This is a genomic window from Variovorax sp. TBS-050B, assembly GCF_029893635.1.
Lineage (GTDB): Bacteria > Pseudomonadota > Gammaproteobacteria > Burkholderiales > Burkholderiaceae_C > Variovorax.
In genome coordinates, this window is record NZ_JARXYR010000002.1 from 3,341,487 (window position 1) to 3,360,935 (window position 19,449).

Here is a 19,449-nt window from a genome sequence, read left to right on the forward strand (position 1 = left end):
CCGTCAGACGTCGAGCCACGGCGAGCCGTCGAGCGCGCTCGCGGTGAGCATCTCGGCCTCGTGCGCGCCGAGGGCCTCGGCCATGAGGCGGCGCACGATCTCGGGCCGGTTGTTCTGTTCGCTCAGATGCGCCGCCACCACGTGGCGCAGCCCGTCGTGGTGCACCGCACGCGCGATCTCGGCGGCGGCCGTGTTCGACAGGTGGCCGTGCCTGCCGCCCACGCGCAGCTTCAGGAACGGCGGATAGGACGAGTTGGCGAGCAGTTCGCTGTCGTGGTTGAACTCCAGCAGCAGCGCATGCACGCCGCTCAGCCGTGCGAGCACGTGCGCGGTGGCGTGGCCCAGGTCGGTGAGGACGCCGAGCGTCCTCGCGCCGTCGGAGCAGCGCAGCTGCAGCGGCTCGCGCGCGTCGTGCGGCACGGTGAAGGGCTGCACCGAGAGATCGCCGACCTCGAAGGCCGCGTCGTCGCGCGCCAGATGGAGCCGGCCCTCGAAGTCGCGTGCGCCGGTGGCGAGCCAGGTGCCTTCGCTCATCCAGACCGGGATGCGTTCCCGCCGCGACAGCGCATGCGCGCAGCCGATGTGGTCGCCGTGCTCGTGGGTGATGAAGATGGCGTCGATGTCGGACGCCGCGAGGCCGGCCTTGGCGAGCCGCAGGTCGAGCTGCTTGAGGCCGAAGCCGCAGTCGACCAGGAGCCGCGAGGTGCGGCCGGCGCTGGTCGCCTCGACCAGCGCGGCATTGCCCGTGCTGCCGCTGCCGAGGCTTCGGAAGCGGAGCATGGGGCTTACTTCAGGTCGTCGGCGATGACCTTGACGATGCGCTCGGCGTTGGCCGAAGCTTCGGGCGCACCGGATTCGTTGAGCACCGAGACGGTGGTCGTTTCGCCCTGGCCCTTCACCGAGATGCGGAACTTGACCGGCGCCTCGGCCTTGCTCGAGCCGCCGAACAGCTTGCCGAAGAAGCCGGGCTCCTTCTTGTCGGGGTTCGGCGTCACGTAGCGCACGAAGTAGATGCCGGCGCTGCGGTCGCGGTCTTCCACGGTGAAGCCGGTGCGGTCGAGCGCGAGGCCGACGCGGCGCCATGCGCGGTCGAAGCCTTCGCTGATCTGCACGACCGGCTGGCCGCCGACGTTGGCGATGGTCGCGGTCCGGCTCGGTGCCGTGGTGGCGGCGAGGATCTTCGACTGCTCCTGCGAGACGCCGAGCTTGACCATCAGGCGGCGCAGGAACTCGGTCTCGAGTTCGGGGTCGCTGGGGCGGGGCTGCCACACGGTCTGGTCCTGGCGGCTGTTGTTGTAGACCTCCTGCATGCCGCGGTGGCTGACGAAGATCTCGGTGCCGTTCGGCGTGCGCTCGATGCGGGTGCGGAAGCGGTCGAGTTCGCCGGTCGAGTAGACCGAATCGACCAGCTTGCCGAGCGTGCCGCGGATGATGTCCTGGGGCAGCTTGGCGCGGTTCTCGGCCCAGTCGGTTTCCATGATGCCGAGGTTGCGCTGCTCCGTGGTCAGCAGGAAGCCGTTCTCCTGCCAGAAGTCCTTCACCGGGTCCCAGAGCTGGTCGGGCGAGCGGTTGACGACGATCCAGCGCTGCGTGCCCGAGCGCTCCATGCGCACGTCGCCGATGTTGGCGACCGCGGTGGGAATGCCCGGTGCATTGGCCACGCCGGCCTGGTAGGCATTGGCCGTGACCGCGCCGCCAGGGATCGCGTAGCGGTTTTCGCGCGAGAGCTGCGAAAGGTCGGGCGGCACTTCGAGCGTCGGGGCCTTGCCGGCGCTCTTGTAGTCGATCTTGTCGCTCTCGAGGACGGAGCAGGCGGCGAGGCCGACAACGAGGGTGGTCAGCAGTGCAGCTCGCGAAATGTGCGAAATGTTCTTCAACGTCGTCTTCCTTGTTGGAATGGGTTCGGTCAGTCTGTGGGCCGCACGGCCCGCACTCTCAGAGCACGGTCCGGGCAAAAGGTTGCGTCACCTCGGTGCGGCACGGGAAAAGGGGCGGGCTTGGGTCTGGGATTGGAAGGGCTCGCGTCAGCCCTTGAGCAGTCCGCTGGCGCGCAGGGCCGCCTCGACCACGGGGTGGTAGGCGCTCGACAGCTCGGTGAGCGGCAGCCGCAGCGTGCCGCCGCAGAGCCCGAGCCGGGCCATGGCCCACTTCAGCGGAATGGGGTTGGGTTCGACGAACAGGTTCTTGTGCAGCGGCATCAGCTCGAACTGGATCTGCATCGCGCGGCGCACGTCGCCGGCGAGGGCGGCCACGCAGAGTTCGTGCATCTTGCGCGGTGCGATGTTGGCCGTGACGCTGATGTTGCCCTGGCCGCCGCAGAGCATGAGCGCCACCGCGGTCGGGTCGTCGCCGGAATACACCGCGAAGTGCTTCGGCAGGTCGCGGATCAGCCACTGCGCGCGTTCGATGTTGCCGGTGGCTTCCTTGATGCCGATGATGCCCGGCACCTGCGCGAGCCGCAGCACGGTGTCGTGCGCCATATCGGCCACGGTGCGGCCGGGCACGTTGTAGAGCACGACGGGGAGGTCGCCCACCGCCTCGGCGATCGCCTTGAAGTGCTGGTACTGGCCTTCCTGCGTCGGCTTGTTGTAGTAGGGCACCACCTGCAGCTGCGAGTCGGCGCCCACGCCCTTGGCGAACTTGGCAAGCTCGATCGCCTCCTTGGTGGAGTTGGCGCCGCAGCCGGCCATCACGGGCACACGGCCCTTGGCCTGCTCGACCGCCACGCGGATGATCTCGCAATGCTCTTCCACGTCGACCGTGGGCGATTCGCCCGTGGTGCCGACAATGCCGAGGCAGTCGGTGCCTTCGTCGATGTGCCAATCGATCAGCCGGCGCAGGGCGGGATAGTCGACACTGCCGTCGTCGTGCATCGGCGTGACGAGAGCGACGATGCTGCCTGTCAGTTGCTCCAAGGGGAATCTCTCTGTCGGTGGACGAAAGCGCCGATTCTACTTACTCCGGCGCCCCGGGAAACGCCGGCCCGGCGGGCTCAGTTTCCCTGCAGCGGATGGCGCGCGGGCGCCCCCGAAGCGTCCGCCGCCTCCCTCACGGCCGCGACGCGCTGCACGAAGCGCGCCGGCGCGTCCAGGAACCCGTCCTCGTAGGCGACCACGCGCAACCCGCGGCAGGCCGCGAGCAGTTCGCCGGGCTGCAGCAGGAAGTCGGGCCGCGAAGGCTTGCCGACCGTCTCGTTGCCGGCCGCGAAGGTTTCGTAGAGCAGCACGCCGCCCGGTGCGACCGCGGCCACGATGTCGGCCAGGCGGGGTCGCCACAGGTAGTTGGTGACGACCACCGCGCCGAAGCCCCGGCCCGCGAACGGCCAGGGGCCGCCTTCGATGTCGGCGGTCAGCACCTGGCCGAAGGCGCCGGCTTCGCGCGCGGCCTCGGGGTCGCGGTCCACGCCGGTCACCGCATGCCCGCGCCCGGCGAACCAGCGCATGTGCCGCCCGCGGCCGCAGGCCACGTCGAGCACCGTGGCGCCCGGTGCGCAGAGGTGCGACCAGCGCACGATCCATTCCGACGGCGCCGCGCCGCCGTGCGAGGAGACTGCATCTTTCATGGGAGGGGAAGAAGCTTCAGAAACAGGACCAGACCTGGTCCACCAGCGTGACCAGGAAGCTCGGATGCACGTAGAGCGCGAACACGCCGCCCAGCGCCACGAGCGCGGCGGTGAGCCAGCCGGCGTGGACGAGGTGGCGGCGCAGCTGCGGGCCCATTGCGCGTGCTCCGTCCGCCTTCAGCCCGGCACCGCGGCGGGCCGCGCGCCGCGTGCGATCGCGCCTTCCTTGACCGGCAGGTTCACCAGCGCCGCGAACACGCCGAGCGCGATCGCCAGGTACCAGACCACGTCGTAGCTGCCCGTGCTGTCGTAGAGATAGCCGCCGAGCCACACGCCCAGGAACGAGCCCACCTGGTGGCTCAGGAACACGAAGCCGCTGAGCATCGAGAGGTGCGCCACGCCGAAGATGCCGGCCACGATCGCATTGGTCGCGGGCACGGTCGAGAGCCACAGGAAGCCCATCGCGGCCGAGAACAGGTAGACGCTCAGGGGCGAGAGCGGCGCCACCAGGAAGAGCGCGATCGACACCGCCCGGGCGAAATAGATGGTCGCGAGGATCTTGCGCTTGGCGAGCTTCTGGCCCAGCAGCCCGACGGTGTAGGTGCCGAACACGTTGAAGAGCCCGATCAGCGCCAGCGCGTAGCCTGCCACCTCGGCCGGCAGCGCGCGGTCGCGCAGGTAGGTGGGCATGTGGATGCCGATGAAGGCCAGCTGGAAGCCGCAGACGAAGTACCCGGCCATCAGCAGCCCGAAGCTCGGATAGCGGAAGGCCTCGCCCACCGCCTGCAGCACCGACTGCTCGCGATGCCCGGCCAGCGCGGCGGTGCGCGGTTCACGCAGCCCGAAGGCCAGCGGAATGATCACCAGCGCCAGCACCGCCACCACCGCGAGCGCCGTCTGCCAGCCGAGGGTGCCGATCAGGCGGCCCTCGATCGGCGCCATCAGGAACTGGCCGAAGGAGCCGGCCGCCGCGGCCACGCCCATCGCCCACGAGCGCCGCTCGACCGGGATCTGCCGCCCGATCACGCCGTAGATCACCGCGTAGGTGGTGCCCGCCTGCGCCGCGCCGATCAGCAGGCCGGCGCTGAGCGTGAAGAGCAGCGGCGTGGGGGAATGCGCCATGCCGAAAAGGCCGAGCGCATAGAACACCGCACCGCCGATCAGCACGCGGAAGGCGCCGAAGCGGTCCGCCAGCATGCCCGCGAACACGCCGAACACGCCCCAGGAGAGGTTCTGGATCGCGAGCGCGAACGAGAAGGTCTGCCGGCTCCAGTCCTGCGCCTGGGTGATCGGCTGCAGCCAGAGCCCGAAGCCGTGGCGGATGCCCATCGAGAGCGTGACGATCATCGCCCCGCAGAACAGGACTTGCTTGATCGAAAGGGCAGGGGCTGTTGTCGTTTGCATTGGGTCGAATGTAGCGATTCGTGCCGGAACGCGCGCCGCGGCGGGGAATCGGCATTGATGATTTGTGCGCGCACTTTCGATGCGCTGCGCGCATCAGCGGCCGGCGCTCGCCGTCTCCTGTACGTACATCCAGTTGTTTGGCCGGGGACTGACTACAATCCGCCCCCATGGCGACTTCCCCCAAGACTTCTTCAGACTCCGCTTCCGGCTATTCGGAAGGCTCCATCCGCGTGCTCAAGGGCCTCGAGCCCGTGAAGCAGCGCCCGGGCATGTACACCCGGACCGACAACCCGCTGCACATCATCCAGGAAGTGCTCGACAACGCCGCCGACGAGGCGCTCGCGGGTCACGGCAAGAAGATCAAGGTCACGCTGCATGCCGACGGCTCGGTCAGCGTGGAGGACGACGGCCGGGGCATTCCCTTCGGCCTGCATCCCGAGGAAAAGGCGCCCGTGATCGAACTGGTCTACACCCGGCTGCATGCGGGCGGCAAGTTCGACAAGGGCTCGGGCGGCGCTTACAGCTTCTCGGGCGGCCTGCACGGCGTGGGCGTGTCGGTGACCAACGCGCTGTCGAAGCGGCTCGAAGTCAGCTCGCACCGCGAGGGCTCGGTGGCGAAGCTCGCCTTCGGCGGCGGCGACGTGATCGAGGCGCTCGAAGTCCGCAAGCTCGAGGCCGGCGAGCGCAAGCAGGGCACCACGGTGCGCGCCTGGCCCGATGCCAAGTACTTCGAGACCGCCGCGCTGCCCATGGGCGAGCTCACCCACCTGCTGCGCAGCAAGGCCGTGCTGATGCCGGGCGTGAGCGTCACGCTGGTGAACGAGAAGACCAAGGACACGCAGCAGTGGCTCTACAAGGGCGGCCTGAGCGACTATCTGATGCAGACGCTCAGCGGCGATCCGGTGATCCCGCTGTTCGAGGGCAGCGGCCATGCCGACAAGAACGCCGACAACTTCGCCGAGGGCGAGGGCGCCGAGTGGGCCGTGGCCTTCACGGAAGACGGCCAGCCGGTGCGCGAGAGCTACGTCAACCTGATTCCCACCAGCGCCGGCGGGACGCACGAGAGCGGCCTGCGCGACGGCCTCTTCACCGCGGTGAAGGGCTTCATCGAACTGCATTCGCTGCTGCCCAAGGGCGTGAAGCTGCTGCCCGAGGACGTGTTCGCGCGCGCCTCCTACGTGCTGAGCGCCAAGGTGCTCGACCCGCAGTTCCAGGGCCAGATCAAGGAGCGCCTGAATTCGCGCGACGCGGTGCGGCTGGTGTCGAGCTTCGTGCGGCCGGCGCTCGAACTCTGGCTCAACCAGCACGTCGACTACGGGAAGAAGCTCGCCGAACTGGCCATCAAGGCCGCGCAGACGCGCCAGCGCGCCGGCCAGAAGGTCGAGAAGCGCAAGGGCTCGGGCGTGGCGGTGCTGCCCGGCAAGCTGACCGACTGCGAAAGCCGCGACATCAGCCACAACGAGGTCTTCCTGGTCGAGGGCGACTCCGCCGGCGGCAGCGCCAAGATGGGCCGCGACAAGGAGAGCCAGGCCATCCTGCCGCTGCGCGGCAAGGTGCTCAACACCTGGGAGGTGGAACGCGACCGCCTGTTCGCCAACACCGAGATCCACGACATCTCGGTGGCCGTGGGCGTCGACCCGCACGGGCCGAACGATTCGCCCGACCTGAGCGGCCTGCGCTACGGGAAGATCTGCATCCTCTCGGATGCCGACGTGGATGGCTCGCACATCCAGGTGCTCTTGCTGACGCTGTTCTTCCGCCACTTTCCGAAATTGATAGAGGCCGGCCATGTGTATGTCGCAAAGCCGCCACTTTTCCGGGTCGACGCCCCCGCGCGCGGCAAGAAGCCGGCCTCCAAGGTCTATGCGCTCGACGAGGGCGAACTGACCGCCACGCTCGACAAATTGCGCAAGGACGGGGTGCGCGAGGGCGCCTGGAGCATCAGCCGCTTCAAGGGCCTGGGCGAAATGAGCGCGGAACAATTGTGGGAAACCACGCTCAATCCAGACACCCGGCGCCTGATGCAGGTCCAATTGGGCCGGTTCGACTTCACGTCCACCCAGGGCGAGATCACCAAGCTCATGGGCAAGGGCGAAGCGGCGGCGCGGCGCGAGCTCATGGAACTTCGCGCCGACGACGTCGACATCGATGTTTGACCCCACCCCGCATGTCAGCTTTCAAGCGTTCGCTGCTCCTCGCACTCGTGCTGCTCGCGCAGCAGGCGGTTGCGCGCGCCGCTGACATCTACGGCTACATCGACGCCAAGGGCGTGGCGCACTTCGCCGCCGAGAAGATCGACGAGCGCTACCAGCTCTTCTTCCGCGGCGGCCAGAGCTTCGACACGGCGCAGGGCCTGTCGCCGCCCGGGCGCGGCGCGCGCAAGCTGGACGGCAAGGTGCCGGCCGCCTCGCAAAGCCTGCTGGCGCTCTTCGAGGCCTCCCCGAGCTACAAGACCGCCAAGAGCGCGCTGCGCGATGCGTCGAGCCGGCATGCGATCGACTACGAACTGCTGCAGGCGCTGATCGCCACCGAATCCGGCTTCGATGCCCAGGCGGTGTCGCCCAAGGGCGCGATGGGGCTCATGCAGCTCATGCCGGCCACGGCCCAGCGCTATGGCGTGGCGGCCGACAAGCGCGGCAGCATCGAGAAGAAGCTGTTCGACCCGCGCGTCAACATCGCCGCCGGTTCCCGCTACCTGCGCGACCTGATCGCGATGTTTCCCGGCCAGCTCGAACTCGCGCTGGCCGCCTACAACGCGGGCGAGGGCGCGGTGCAGCGCGCCGGCAACAAGATCCCGAACTACAAGGAAACGCAGAACTACGTGCGCACGGTGCTGCAGCTCTATGCCTACCTGAAGCCGTCGGCGGGCATGGACATGGCCGCCGGCGGGCGCGGCGGCAAGGCGCCGGGGCGCATCCGCATGGAACTCGCGGCGCCGAAGGGCGGCGCGCTCGGCCGTGGCAACATGCCGTCCGAAACGCCGCCCGGCCTGCCCGCCATGCCCGACATCCCCGAGTCGCCGGCCGTGCCGTCCGGCGGCACCGACGCCCCCATGTCCTGACCGACCGCGGTCCGCGACCGGCACGCACAGGCGAACCCACGGTTTTTCTCTTTTTTCTCCATGGACGATTCCCAACCTCCGCTCGATCTCAACGGCCCCACCGACGGCGACACCACCCTCACGCTGGCCGACTACGCCCAGACGGCCTACCTCGAATACGCGCTCAGCGTGGTCAAGGGCCGCGCGCTGCCCGACGTGTCGGACGGCCAGAAGCCGGTCCAGCGCCGCATCCTGTACTCGATGTCGCGCATGGGACTGGGCTACGGCGGCGCCAACGGCACCGTGGGCGCCAAGCCGGTCAAGAGCGCGCGCGTGGTGGGCGACGTGCTCGGCCGCTTCCATCCGCACAGCGACCAGGCCGCCTACGACGCGCTGGTGCGCATGGCGCAGGACTTCTCGCAGCGCTATCCGCTGGTCGACGGCCAGGGCAACTTCGGCAGCCGCGACGGCGACGGCGCCGCGGCCATGCGCTACACCGAAGCGCGCCTCGCGCGCATCACCAGCCTGCTGCTCGACGAGATCGACGAAGGCACGGTCGACTTCATCCCCAACTACGACGGCAGCACCGAGGAGCCGCGCCTGCTGCCCGCGCGGCTGCCGTTCACGCTGCTCAACGGCGCGAGCGGCATCGCCGTGGGCCTGGCCACCGAGATCCCGAGCCACAACCTGCGCGAGATCGCGGACGCCTGCGTGGCGCTGATCAAGTCGAACGGCCAGCTCAGCGAGGAAGAGTTGTTCGCGATCGTGCCCGGCCCCGACTATCCGGGCGGCGCCCAGATCATCAGCAGCGCCGGCGACATCGCCGAGGCCTACCGCACCGGCCGCGGCTCGCTCAAGGTGCGCGCGCGCTGGAAGATCGAGGACCTCGCGCGCGGCCAGTGGCAGCTCGTGGTGAACGAACTGCCGCCGGGCGTGAGCACGCAGCGCGTGCTCGAGGAGATCGAGGAGATCACCAATCCCAAGGTCAAGGCCGGCAAGAAGGCGCTCACGGCCGAGCAGACGCAGCTCAAGGCCGCCATGCTCTCGGTGCTCGACGTGGTGCGCGACGAGTCGAGCAAGGACGCCGCGGTGCGCCTCGTGTTCGAACCCAAGACCTCGCGCATCAGCCAGGAAGAATTCATCACCACGCTGCTCGCGCAGACCTCGCTCGAGACCTCGTCGCCGATCAACCTCACGATGGTCGGCATCGACGGCAAGCCGACGCAGAAATCGCTGCGCCAGATGCTCAACGAGTGGATCGCGTTCCGCGCGGTCACGGTCGAGAAGCGCTCGCAGCACCGCCTGGGCAAGGTGCAGGACCGCATCCACATCCTCGAGGGCCGGCAGCTGGTGCTGCTGAACATCGACGAGGTGATCGCGATCATCCGCGCGGCCGAGGATCCGAAGGCCGCGCTGATCGCGCGCTTCAACCTCAGCGAGCGCCAGGCCGAGGACATCCTCGAGATCCGGCTGCGCCAGCTCGCGCGGCTCGAGGCGATCAAGATCGAGCAGGAACTGTCGAACCTGCGCGACGAGAAGAAGAAGCTCGAGGACATCCTCGCCAGCCCCGCCGCGCTGCGCCGGCTGCTGGTGAAGGAGATCGAGGCCGACGCCAAGACCTTCGAGGACCCGCGCCGCACGCTGATCCAGGCCGAGAAGCGCGCCGTGGCCGAGGTGAAGGTGGTCGACGAGCCCGTCACCGTCATCGTGTCGCAGAAGGGCTGGGTGCGCGCGCAGAAGGGCTGGCCGACGGCCAACGGCGGTGCCGCCCCCGAATACAGCTTCAAGTCCGGCGATGCGCTCTACGGCGCCTTCGAATGCCGCAGCGTCGACACGCTGCTGGTCTTCGGCAGCGCCAAGGACAAGACCGTGCGCGTCTACACCGTGCCCGTGGCCTCGCTGCCGGGCGCGCGCGGCGACGGCCAGCCCGTGACCACGCTGATCGAGCTGGAGGCCGGCACGCACGTCACGCATTTCTTCGCCGGCCCCTTGGGCGCGAGCCTGCTGCTGTCCAACACCGGCGGCTACGGCTTCATCGCCACCGTCGAGAACATGATGTCCCGCCAGCGCGGCGGCAAGGCCTTCATCGACGTGGGCGAGGGCGAGCAGCTCTGCCGCCCCTCGCTCGTCGGCGGTGCCGGCGGCGCCGAACCCATGCCCGCCGCCACCCACGTGGCGTGCGCCTCGACCGGCGGCCGCATCCTGACCTTCGAGATCGCCGAACTCAAGAGCCTGCCCAAGGGCGGCCGGGGCCTGACGCTGATCGACCTCGACCCCAAGGACACGCTCGCGGGTGCCGCGGCCTACACGCGCAGCGTGCGCATCGAAGGCATCGGCCGCGGCGGCAAGGCGCGCGACGAGACGCTCGAGATCCGCACGCTGAACAACGCGCGCGGCGCCAGGGCGCGCAAGGGCAAGGCGGCCGACCTCGGCTTCAAGCCCTCGACCATCGTGCGGGTGCAGTGATGGGCGATTTCGACATCAGCACCATCGGCCTCGTGATCGCGGTCGTCACCGGCATCGGCAGCTTCTGGTTCGGCCGGCGCATCCGCATGAAGCAGGGCGAGAAGCGCCGCGAGAAGGATCGCATCGCGGCGCAGGCGAGCGAAACCCGCCAGCAGCGCCGCGCGCGCGAGCGGCGCGAACGCGGCTAGACAGGCCGGCACCGCGAACCGCTGTGCGGAACCGATGCCCGGTTCCGTGCGTGCTGCGGTGCATTTCTTTCGTCACCGGAATCCCGCGCAAAGGCCCCCGCGCCGTTGCGCGGAGTTCCGCCATGCAGTTCCGGGATTGACCGCGATGCCGCCGCGGCGGCGGACTGCATCCCAGAATGGCGGGGCCGCGCGCCGTCGGTGCGCGGCACCCCGACCGTTCGACCGACGAAGACGAAAGAACCGCATGACCGACAAGAAAGCCATCCTCGTGATCGGCGCCGGAGACGCCACCGGCGGCGCCATCGCCAGGCGATTCGCCCGCGAGGGCTACATCGCCTGCGTCACCCGGCGCAGCGCCGACAAGCTCCAGCCGCTGGTGGAAGAGATCCGCGCCGCGGGCGGCGAAGCCCACGGCTTCGGCAGCGATGCGCGCAAGGAAGAGGAAATGGTCGCGCTGGTCGAGAACATCGAGACCCGCATCGCCCCCATCGAAGTGGCCGTGTTCAACATCGGCGCCAACGTGCGCTTCGGCATCACCGAGACCACGGCGCGCGTGTACTTCAAGGTCTGGGAGATGGCCTGCTTCGGCGGCTTCCTCATGGGCCGCGAAGTGGCCAAGCGCATGCTCGAACGCGGGCGCGGCACGATCATCTTCACCGGCGCCACCGCCAGCCTGCGCGGCCGCGAGGGCTTCGCGGCCTTCGCCGGGGCCAAGCACGCGCTGCGCGCACTCGCGCAGAGCATGGCGCGTGAACTCTGGCCCAAGGGCATCCACGTCGCGCATCCGGTGATCGACGGGGCCATCGACACCGAGTTCATCCGCACCAACTTCCCCGAGCGCTATGCGCTGCTCGAGCAGGGCGGCATCGTCTCGCCCGAAAGCATCGGCGAAGCCTACTGGCAGATCCACCAGCAGCCGCGCAACGCGTGGACGCACGAGACGGAACTGCGCCCGTGGATGGAGGCGTGGTGAACATGCGCGAAGTGAAAGTCGAGTTTCTCTTCGACTTCGGCAGTCCGAACGCCTACCTCTGTCACCAGGTCCTGCCGGCGATGGAAGCGCGCACGGGCGTCGAGGTCGAATACGTGCCGATCCTGCTGGGCGGCCTGTTCAAGCTCACCAACAACCGGTCGCCGGCCGAGGCCTTCGCGGGCATTGCCAACAAGCGGGCCTACGAGGCGCTCGAGACGCAGCGCTTCGTCGCCAGGCATGGCCTCACGCGCTATCGGCCGAATGCGTTCTTTCCGGTCAACACGCTGGCCATCATGCGCGGCGCCGTGGCGGCGCAGAAGCTCGGCTGCTTCGCGCCCTACCTCGACGCGGTGTTCTCATGCATGTGGGAGCAGAGCCTGAACATGGCCGATGCGGACGTCATGCACACCGCGCTGGCATCGGCCGGCCTGCCTGCGGCGGAGATTGCCGCGGCCATCCAGGAGCCCGACGTCAAGCAGGCGCTGCTCGCCAACACGCAGCAGGCCTTCGAGCGCGGCGCCTTCGGCTCGCCGACCTTCTTCGTCGGCGACCAGATCTTCTTCGGCAAGGACCGGCTGCGCGAGGTCGAGGAAGAAATCATCCGGCAACGAGATCACAGAGACTGAACCATGCAAACCAGAATCACCCAACTCTTCGGCATCGCACATCCCATCATCCAGGGCGGCATGCATTTCGTCGGCCTCGCCGAACTGGCGTCGGCCGTTTCCAACGCGGGCGGGCTCGGCATCATCACCGGCCTGACGCAGAAGACGCCCGAGCTGCTGGCGCGCGAGATCGCGCGCTGCAGGGAGATGACCGACAAGCCCTTCGGCGTGAACCTCACCTTCCTGCCGACCTTCGCCTCGCCGCCGTATCCCGAGTACATCGACGCCATCGTGCAGGGCGGCGTGCGCATCGTCGAGACCGCGGGCCGCAGCCCCGAGCAGTACATGCCGCTCCTGAAGAAGGCGGGCGTGAAGGTGATCCACAAGTGCACCTCGGTACGCCATTCGCTCAAGGCGCAGGCCATCGGCTGCGATGCGGTGAGCGTCGACGGCTTCGAATGCGGCGGCCATCCGGGCGAGGACGACGTGCCCAACTTCATCCTGCTGCCGCGCGCGGCCGAGGCGCTCGACATTCCCTTCGTCGGCTCGGGCGGCATGGCCGACGGCCGCAGCCTGGTCGCGGCGCTGGCCCTCGGCGCCGAGGGCATCAACATGGGCACGCGCTTCATCGCCACGCAGGAGGCGCCGGTGCATGCGAACGTGAAGGCGGCGATCGTCGCGGCCAGCGAGCTCGACACCCGGCTCGTGATGCGCCCGCTGCGCAACACCGAGCGCGTGCTGCGCAATGCGGGCGTCGATGCGCTGCTCGCGATCGAGAAGGAAAAAGGCGCGCAGACCACCATCGACGACATCCACGGCCTGGTGGCCGGCGTCTATCCCAAGGTGATGGTCGAGGGCGACATGGACGCCGGCGCCTGGAGCTGCGGCATGGTCGCGGGCCTGATCCACGACGTGCCCACGGTCGCCGAGCTGGTGGCGCGGATCATGCGCGAGGCCGAGGACATCGTCTCGCAGCGGCTCGCGCGGCTGCTCCAGGGCGCCGGGGCGTGAAACGCGCGGAAGTCCATTCCAAGCGCCAGCTCGGCGAGTACGAGGACGTCGAGCACCGGCCGCACGCCAAGGAAGACCGCCATTTCGTGACCGCGCTCGCGCGCGGCCTGCAGGTGCTGCAGTGCTTCTCGTCGGGCGAGGAGCGGCTCGGCAACCAGGACCTGGCCGAGCGCTGCGGGCTGCCGAAGTCCACGGTGACGCGGCTCACCTACACGCTGACCAAGCTCGGCTTCCTGCACCACGTGGCCGAGTCGGGCCGCTACCGGCTGGGCATGGCGACCCTGCGGCTCGGCGGCACCACGCTCTCGCGGCTCGATGCCAAGGAGGTGAGCCGGCCGCTGATGCAGCAGCTCGCCAACGACACCGGCTGCCTGGTGTCGCTCGGCATGCGCGACGGCATGTCGATGCTCTACGTCGAAACCTGCCGCAGCGATTCGATCGTGACCATCCGCCTCAACATCGGCTCGCGCATTCCGCTCGCCACCACGGCGATGGGGCGGGCCTACCTGGCAGGCGCCAAGCCGGCCGCGCGCCGCGGGCTCGAGGAGCGCATCCGCACGCTCGACGCGGCGAACTGGCCGCGCATCGAGCGCGGCATCCGGCAGGCGCTCGACGACTTCGAGCGCCACGGCTGCTGCTGCTCGTTCGGCGACTGGCGCGGCGAGGTCAACGCCATCGCGTCGCCGCTGCGCGTGGGCAAGGGCATGCCGCTGATGGTGCTGAGTGCCGCGGGCCCACGCTCGATGGCGCCCGAGGTGTTCATGCAAGAGATTCGCCCGAAGCTGTGCGAGACGGTGGAGGCGATCGAGCGGCATTTCCGCACGGCCGCCGAGCTTCCGTCGACGCCGCGTAACCCGACGCGCTCTTTTCGCGAATAGAAGCACGGGGCCGTGCGATCGCGTGGCCCCGTTCGAGCGGCCTTCCGACGCAGGGCCCGCCGCCGAGGCCAAGGCGCCGTCGGCATCCTGAAGAACATTCAACAAAAGGGGAGCACACAATGCAAAGCACGATTCTCATGGCCGCCGAATACGGTCCGCCGGACGTTCTCGAATTCGTGGCGGTGGATCTGCCATCGCTCGATCGGGCCAAGGTCCGCGTCCAGGTCAAGGCCGCCGGCATCAATCCGATCGATGCGCGGCGGATGACGGGCGAATTCCGGCACGGCGGCCTGCCGCAGACCTTCGGCACCGAGTTCGCGGGCGTCATCGTCGAGGTGCCGCCCGGGAGCACCGACTGGAAAGTGGGCGACGAGGTGCTGGGTTCGGGCGACGGGTTCACGCACGCGAGCGTGATCGACGTGCCGATCGGCAACCTCGTTGCGCGTCCGCCCGCGATGGCGTGGCCCGTCGCCGGCACGCTGGCCGGCGTGGCGCAGACGGCCACGACGGTGCTCGACGAACTCGGCGAGCTCAAGACACTGCTGATCCACGGCGCCTCCGGCGGTGTAGGCTCGATCGCCATCCAGCTCGCCCGGGAGCGTGGCATCACCGTGGTGGCAACGGCTTCCGAAAAGAACCTCGGCTACCTGCGCGAGCTCGGCGCCATCGCGGTGCCCTATGGCGACGGCCTGATCGCGCGCCTCGAACAGGTCCATCCGGCACCCTTCGATGCCTCGATCGACATGGCCGGCACCGAGGAAGCCACGCAGGCCGCCCTGGCCAGGGTCAAGGCCGACGGCCCGCTGGTCACCATCGCAGGCCGCAAGGTCTCGTCGCCCCGCATCAAGCCCGCCTGGGTCAAGCGCAACCGGGCCAACCTCGAACACGTGGTCCAGGCCGTGGCCGAAGGCCGGATGAGGTGGACCGTGAGCGCGACCTTCCCTTTCGCCAAGGCCGCCGACGCCTACACCGCGGTCCTGGACGGCCACACGCGCGGCAAGAGCGCCCTGGTGTTCTGAGCACGCGCCCTAGCGCAGCGCCTCCCACCAGCGTGCATTGGTGCGCGCCTTGCCCACCGTGAGCACCTCGCCGATCAGCGGGGTCGCGAGCTCGATCTTCTTTTCCTCGGCGAGCTTCGCGATGCGGTCGAGCGGATCGCGCCAGCCGTGGAAGGCGAGGTCGAAGGTGCTGTTGTGCACCGAATAGAGCACCTTGCCGCGCAGGTCCTCGAAGGCCTTCACGCTCTGTTCGGGCGTCATGTGCACGGCGGGCCAGTAGGCGTCGTAGGCGCCGTTCTCCATCAGCGCGAGGTCGAAGCCGCCGAAGCGCTCGCCGATCTGCCGGAAGCCCGGAAAGTACCCCGAGTCGCCGCTGAAGAAGATGCGCTGCGCGCCGCTGTGCACCACCCACGAGGCCCACAGCGTGCGGTCGCGGTCGTTGAGCGTGCGGCCCGAGAAGTGCTGCGCCGGCGTGGCCGTGAGCTTCACGCCCGCGTGCTCGGTGCCCTGCCACCAGTCGAACTCCATCACGCGCTCCGCGGGCACGCCCATGTCGATGAGCCGCGCGCGCACGCCCAGCGGGACGAAGTAGCGCTGCACGCGCTGGGCGAGGTATTCGATCGTCGCCACGTCGAGGTGGTCGTAGTGGTCGTGCGAGAGGATCACCGCCTCGATCGGCGGCAGTTCCTCGAGCGTGATCGGCGGCTTGTGGAAGCGCTTCGGGCCGGCCCAGGTGAACGGCGAGGCGCGCTCGCTGAAGACCGGATCGATCAGCCAGTACTTGCCCTGCAGCTTGAGCAGGTGCGAGGAGTGGCCGAGCCGCACCACGTGGTTGGCGTTCGCGTCGAGCGCTTCGAGCTGCGCCGTGCCGAGCGGCTGCACCGGAATGGGATCGACCGGCACCGTGTCGACCTTCTTCGCGACCAGGAAGCGCGACCAGATGCGCCAGGCGCTCGCCGAAGGAAGCGCCTCGGGGTTCGCCATGTTGCGGAACTGGCCTTCCTTGAACTGCGGCGATGCCTCGTAGCGGTTCTCGCCGCCGCCGGCTGCGCTGCAGCCTGCCATGAGGGCGCAGCCCGCGGCCGCGAGCGCGGTGCCGCGCCGCAACAGGCGGGGCAGGTAGGTGCCTTGCGGATCCGATGGGTCGGGCATGGGGAAAACCTCTGGTGTGTGTTGGTCTTGGAGCGAGAGGCTAGCGGCTCGGCGCCCTGCGATGGTTTCAGCTGCAGAAACATTCGGCGCGCGGGGCCATTCCGCCCGGGAGGGCGCATTCGGGCGCCATATCCCGTATGCGGTATGGCGCCCGCGCCGGCAGCGCCGCACACTGCCGCCACCCACCATTCATCCGGCAGGGGAAGAGACGACCGATGAGCCACAACCGCCATCCCATCATCTACGTGCGCGGCTATGCCATGACGGAGGCCGAGCGCGACGACACCGCGGCCGATCCGTTCTGCGGCTTCAACGTGGGCTCCACGGTCTACCGCGCCACGGTCAAGAAGGACGCGCCGGCGCAGAAGTTCGTCTTCGAATCGCCGGTGGTGCGGCTGCTGGCCGACTTCCAGTACCAGAGCGTCTACCAGAACGGCCTCGACATCCTCGACAACGACTGGAAGCCCTCGCCGGACGAGACCGGCAAGGACGTGGACGGCATTCCCTCCGCCTCGATCGTGATCTACCGCTACTACGACAGCGGCTCGGCGCTGCTGGGCGACGGCAGTGCGCGCGACATCAAGACCTATGCCCAGGGCCTGGGGCGGCTGATCCTGCGCGTGCGCGATCTCGTGGCCGAGCGCGAGGGGCCCGGGTTCTCGCGCGAGGACTTCCGCTGCTACCTCGTGGCGCATTCGATGGGCGGCCTGGTCGTGCGGGCCTTCCTGCAGAACCCGGCGCTCGGCCCGGCCGAGGCGCGCGCCTGCGTCGACAAGGTGTTCACCTACGCCACGCCGCACAACGGCATCGACGTGGGCGGCATCAACGTGCCTTCGTGGCTGTCGGCGGCCGAGATGAACACCTTCAACCGCGAGCGCATGGCGGAGTTCCTCGGCACTGCGCCGGTCGAGGGCCGCATGGACTACCTGCCGGCCGCCGCCTTTCCGGCCGAGCGCTTCTTCTGCATGGTCGGCTCCAACCGCGGCGACTACGAAGCCGCCAAGGGCCTGTCGCGCATGTTCGCGGGCCACGGCAGCGACGGGCTGGTGCGCATCGAGAACGCCTCGCTGTGGTCCATCGACGAGGCGCGGCGCAGCCGGCCGGTGGCCACGGCCTACGCTTTCCGGTCCCACTCGGGCTATTTCGGCATCGTCAACTCGGAGGAGGCCTACCAGAACCTGGTGCGCTTCCTGTTCGGCGACGTTCGCGTGGACCTCTGGTTCGATGTCGAGGGCGTGGTACTGCCGCCCGAACTGCCGAAGGATGCCGACGTCGACGCGCTCTACCAGATCGAGCTGCTCGCCGCCCCGCGCGGCAAGCGCTGGTACCTGAGCCGGCGCGTGGCCGAGGAGGACTCGCCCGCCTGCCGCACGCACAAGGAGCTGACCGACCCCGTCAGGGCCGAGCGCCGCGCCATCTACCTGTCGACGGTGTTCCTCGCCAACAGGGCCCGGGTGAAGCAGGACCGTCCCACGCTGGCCTATGCGATGACGCTCGGCGTGCGCGTGCCCGACTACCAGGTGAACAAGAAGTTCTGGCTCGACGGCCACTACGAAGGCAGCTCGCTGTTCCGCGACACGCTGATCGTCGAGATCGAGCCGCCGCGCACCGGCGACGACGCGGCGGCGCAGGACTGGAACGTCAAGTACGGCTGGCAGACCGACACCGCGGGCAGGGCCTCGCTGCCGATCAGCCCGAAGCAGCTGGCCGACGGCAGGGTGCAGTTCACCGTGCCGCTGTCGAGCCTGGGCGCGGCGGCCGCGGCGCCGGGGATCACGGGCAGGGTGCGGCTGGAGGTGAGCGCCTGGCAGTAGCGCGCCGGCGCGCGGCCTCATACTCGCGGCACCATGAAAACTGCCGTCCTCGTCATCGACATGCAGCGCGGCCTCTGCGACGACCCGCCGCGTCCGCACGAGGCCGACGAAGTGATCCGCCGCATCAATGCGCTCACCGCGCGCGCCCGACTCGCGGGCGTGCCCGTGGCCTTCGTCCAGCACGAGAACGACGTCGACCTCGAATTCGATTCCGAACGCTGGCAGCTCGCCGGTGCGCTCGAGGTCGATGCGACCGATGCGCGCATCCGCAAGACCACGCCCGACGCCTTCCTGCGCACGCCGCTCGAAGCCTGGCTCTCGACGCACGGCGTGAAGCGGGTGGTGATCTGCGGCTACGCGTCGGAGTTCTGCGTCGACACCACCGCACGGCGCGCCGCCGCGCTGGGCCATCACGTGGTGCTCGCGGCCGATGCCCACACCTCGCACGACAAGCCGCATGCCACGGGCGCCTTCATCCGCGCTCACCACAACGCGACGCTCGCGGGCATCACGAGCTTCGGCGTGCCGATCCGCGCGATCGAGAGCGCGCAGATCGCGCTCGGCGGCTGACGCCGCTCAGCAAAGGCGGCCGGTGGCGAGGGCGGCCGCCCAGTCGGGCCGGCCGTTCGCCATGGCGAGCGCCGCCATGCCGGCGTGGTCGTAGGGCACCGAAACCAGCATCGCGGTCCAGCCCGCGGCCCGGCGTTCGACGACGGCATAGCGCGCATCGGGCGAACCCGTCTCGACGACGTGCGGATGCGGGTGGATGTCGTCGTAGGCCTGCAGTCCCACGCTGCCCGGGTTGACGATCAGCTGCCCGCCCGAGGCACGCACGACCCGGGGCACGTGCGTGTGCCCGCATGCGACGAGCTGCGCATCGACCGGGCCGAGCCGCGCATCGATCTCGGGCATCGTGGCCGGCCGCAGCCGCGAGGGCTCGACCGTTTCGAGGAAGTAGTGGAGGTCGCTGTCCGGCGTGCCGTGGCAGAGCAGGACCTCGTCGCTCCAGCGGAGGCGGGGGCGCAGCGAGGCCATCCACGCGAACTCCGCCGGCCCGAGCCGCGCATGGGCGAACGCATCGGAGGCACCGCGCCCGCCGCTGGGCTCGGCGAGCAGCTGGCGCTCGTGGTTGCCCGCGAGATGGGTCCAGTCCTGCGCCATCAGGAAACGCGCCGTTTCCAGCGGCTTCAGCGGGCCCGAGAGGCTGTCGCCCAGGTTGACGACCGCGTCCACGCCGCGGCGCCCGATGTCCTCGACCACGGCTTCGAGGGCGGCGAGGTTTCCGTGGATGTCGGAGACGATGGCAATGCGCATGCGTCGATTCTGCGGGACGGTGCCGCTCCCCGAGCCATCCGCGG

19 protein-coding genes are annotated in these 19,449 nt (G+C 69.3%); 11 read left to right on the forward strand and 8 right to left on the reverse strand.

Annotated elements, in window-relative coordinates; translation table 11 throughout:
* Positions 1 to 3: 3 nt before the first annotated feature.
* The 6 genes from M2165_RS18560 to M2165_RS18585 all read right to left on the reverse strand — a co-directional run bounded on the left by M2165_RS18560 (position 4) and on the right by M2165_RS18585 (position 4,966).
* On the reverse strand, positions 4 to 780 hold the full coding sequence (locus M2165_RS18560; protein ID WP_280816056.1) for an MBL fold metallo-hydrolase: 777 nt from the start codon (positions 778 to 780) through the stop codon (positions 4 to 6).
* A 5-nt stretch (positions 781 to 785) separates the two neighbouring features.
* Entirely contained in the window at positions 786 to 1,868 is a 1,083-nt protein-coding gene (bamC, locus tag M2165_RS18565) for an outer membrane protein assembly factor BamC (RefSeq protein ID WP_280817573.1), read from the reverse strand.
* A gap of 156 nt (positions 1,869 to 2,024) precedes the next feature.
* Positions 2,025 to 2,915, reverse strand: coding sequence for a 4-hydroxy-tetrahydrodipicolinate synthase (gene dapA / locus M2165_RS18570; RefSeq protein WP_280816057.1), 891 nt, complete (start codon positions 2,913 to 2,915; stop codon positions 2,025 to 2,027).
* A gap of 77 nt (positions 2,916 to 2,992) precedes the next feature.
* Positions 2,993 to 3,562 carry a class I SAM-dependent methyltransferase gene (locus tag M2165_RS18575; RefSeq protein ID WP_280816058.1) on the reverse strand — a complete coding sequence of 190 codons (570 nt, stop codon included), beginning with the start codon at positions 3,560 to 3,562 and terminating at the stop codon, positions 2,993 to 2,995.
* A gap of 16 nt (positions 3,563 to 3,578) precedes the next feature.
* On the reverse strand, positions 3,579 to 3,719 hold the full coding sequence (locus M2165_RS18580; protein ID WP_280816059.1) for a hypothetical protein: 141 nt from the start codon (positions 3,717 to 3,719) through the stop codon (positions 3,579 to 3,581).
* A 20-nt stretch (positions 3,720 to 3,739) separates the two neighbouring features.
* The gene (locus M2165_RS18585) at positions 3,740 to 4,966 is read right to left on the reverse strand and encodes an MFS transporter (RefSeq protein WP_280816060.1); all 1,227 of its coding nucleotides are present in this window, start codon (positions 4,964 to 4,966) and stop codon (positions 3,740 to 3,742) included.
* 167 nt (positions 4,967 to 5,133) lie between these two features.
* On the opposite strand from M2165_RS18585, the gene M2165_RS18590 reads away from it, so the two are divergent.
* The 9 genes from M2165_RS18590 to M2165_RS18630 all read left to right on the forward strand — a co-directional run bounded on the left by M2165_RS18590 (position 5,134) and on the right by M2165_RS18630 (position 15,146).
* On the forward strand, positions 5,134 to 7,122 hold the full coding sequence (locus M2165_RS18590) for a DNA topoisomerase IV subunit B (protein WP_280816061.1): 1,989 nt from the start codon (positions 5,134 to 5,136) through the stop codon (positions 7,120 to 7,122).
* An 11-nt stretch (positions 7,123 to 7,133) separates the two neighbouring features.
* Positions 7,134 to 8,027, forward strand: a complete 894-nt coding sequence (locus M2165_RS18595) for a lytic transglycosylase domain-containing protein (RefSeq protein WP_280816062.1) — start codon at positions 7,134 to 7,136, stop codon at positions 8,025 to 8,027.
* A 60-nt stretch (positions 8,028 to 8,087) separates the two neighbouring features.
* Positions 8,088 to 10,472 carry a DNA topoisomerase IV subunit A gene (gene parC / locus M2165_RS18600; protein ID WP_280816063.1) on the forward strand — a complete coding sequence of 795 codons (2,385 nt, stop codon included), beginning with the start codon at positions 8,088 to 8,090 and terminating at the stop codon, positions 10,470 to 10,472.
* Positions 10,472 to 10,660, forward strand: coding sequence for a hypothetical protein (locus tag M2165_RS18605; protein WP_280816064.1), 189 nt, complete (start codon positions 10,472 to 10,474; stop codon positions 10,658 to 10,660). The genes parC and M2165_RS18605 overlap by 1 nt, the downstream gene beginning before the upstream one ends.
* Before the next feature lie 244 nt (positions 10,661 to 10,904).
* Complete coding sequence (locus M2165_RS18610) at positions 10,905 to 11,633, forward strand: SDR family oxidoreductase (RefSeq protein WP_280816065.1); 729 nt, start codon at positions 10,905 to 10,907, stop codon at positions 11,631 to 11,633.
* 2 nt (positions 11,634 to 11,635) lie between these two features.
* Positions 11,636 to 12,259: a 2-hydroxychromene-2-carboxylate isomerase gene (locus M2165_RS18615; protein WP_280816066.1), complete on the forward strand. Its 624-nt coding sequence runs from the start codon at positions 11,636 to 11,638 to the stop codon at positions 12,257 to 12,259.
* A 3-nt stretch (positions 12,260 to 12,262) separates the two neighbouring features.
* Positions 12,263 to 13,249, forward strand: coding sequence for a nitronate monooxygenase family protein (locus tag M2165_RS18620; protein WP_280816067.1), 987 nt, complete (start codon positions 12,263 to 12,265; stop codon positions 13,247 to 13,249).
* A complete protein-coding gene (locus tag M2165_RS18625; RefSeq protein WP_280816068.1) occupies positions 13,246 to 14,127 on the forward strand; it encodes an IclR family transcriptional regulator in 882 nt (293 codons plus the stop codon). Before M2165_RS18620 ends, M2165_RS18625 begins: the two co-directional genes overlap by 4 nt.
* Before the next feature lie 119 nt (positions 14,128 to 14,246).
* A complete protein-coding gene (locus M2165_RS18630; RefSeq protein ID WP_280816069.1) occupies positions 14,247 to 15,146 on the forward strand; it encodes an NADP-dependent oxidoreductase in 900 nt (299 codons plus the stop codon).
* A gap of 9 nt (positions 15,147 to 15,155) precedes the next feature.
* Here M2165_RS18630 and M2165_RS18635 read toward each other — a convergent pair whose 3' ends face one another.
* Entirely contained in the window at positions 15,156 to 16,277 is a 1,122-nt protein-coding gene (locus tag M2165_RS18635) for an MBL fold metallo-hydrolase (protein WP_280816070.1), read from the reverse strand.
* A gap of 215 nt (positions 16,278 to 16,492) precedes the next feature.
* Here M2165_RS18635 and M2165_RS18640 point away from each other — a divergent pair, with 215 nt between their 5' ends.
* Positions 16,493 to 18,091 (forward strand): hypothetical protein, encoded by a 1,599-nt coding sequence (locus M2165_RS18640; RefSeq protein WP_280816071.1) that lies wholly within the window; start codon positions 16,493 to 16,495, stop codon positions 18,089 to 18,091.
* Positions 18,092 to 18,124: 33 nt separating this feature from the next.
* Complete coding sequence (locus tag M2165_RS18645; protein WP_280816072.1) at positions 18,125 to 18,661, forward strand: cysteine hydrolase family protein; 537 nt, start codon at positions 18,125 to 18,127, stop codon at positions 18,659 to 18,661.
* 6 nt (positions 18,662 to 18,667) lie between these two features.
* Here the strand turns inward: M2165_RS18645 and M2165_RS18650 are convergent, their stop codons facing one another.
* Complete coding sequence (locus M2165_RS18650) at positions 18,668 to 19,405, reverse strand: metallophosphoesterase family protein (protein WP_280816073.1); 738 nt, start codon at positions 19,403 to 19,405, stop codon at positions 18,668 to 18,670.
* Positions 19,406 to 19,449: the final 44 nt, after the last annotated feature.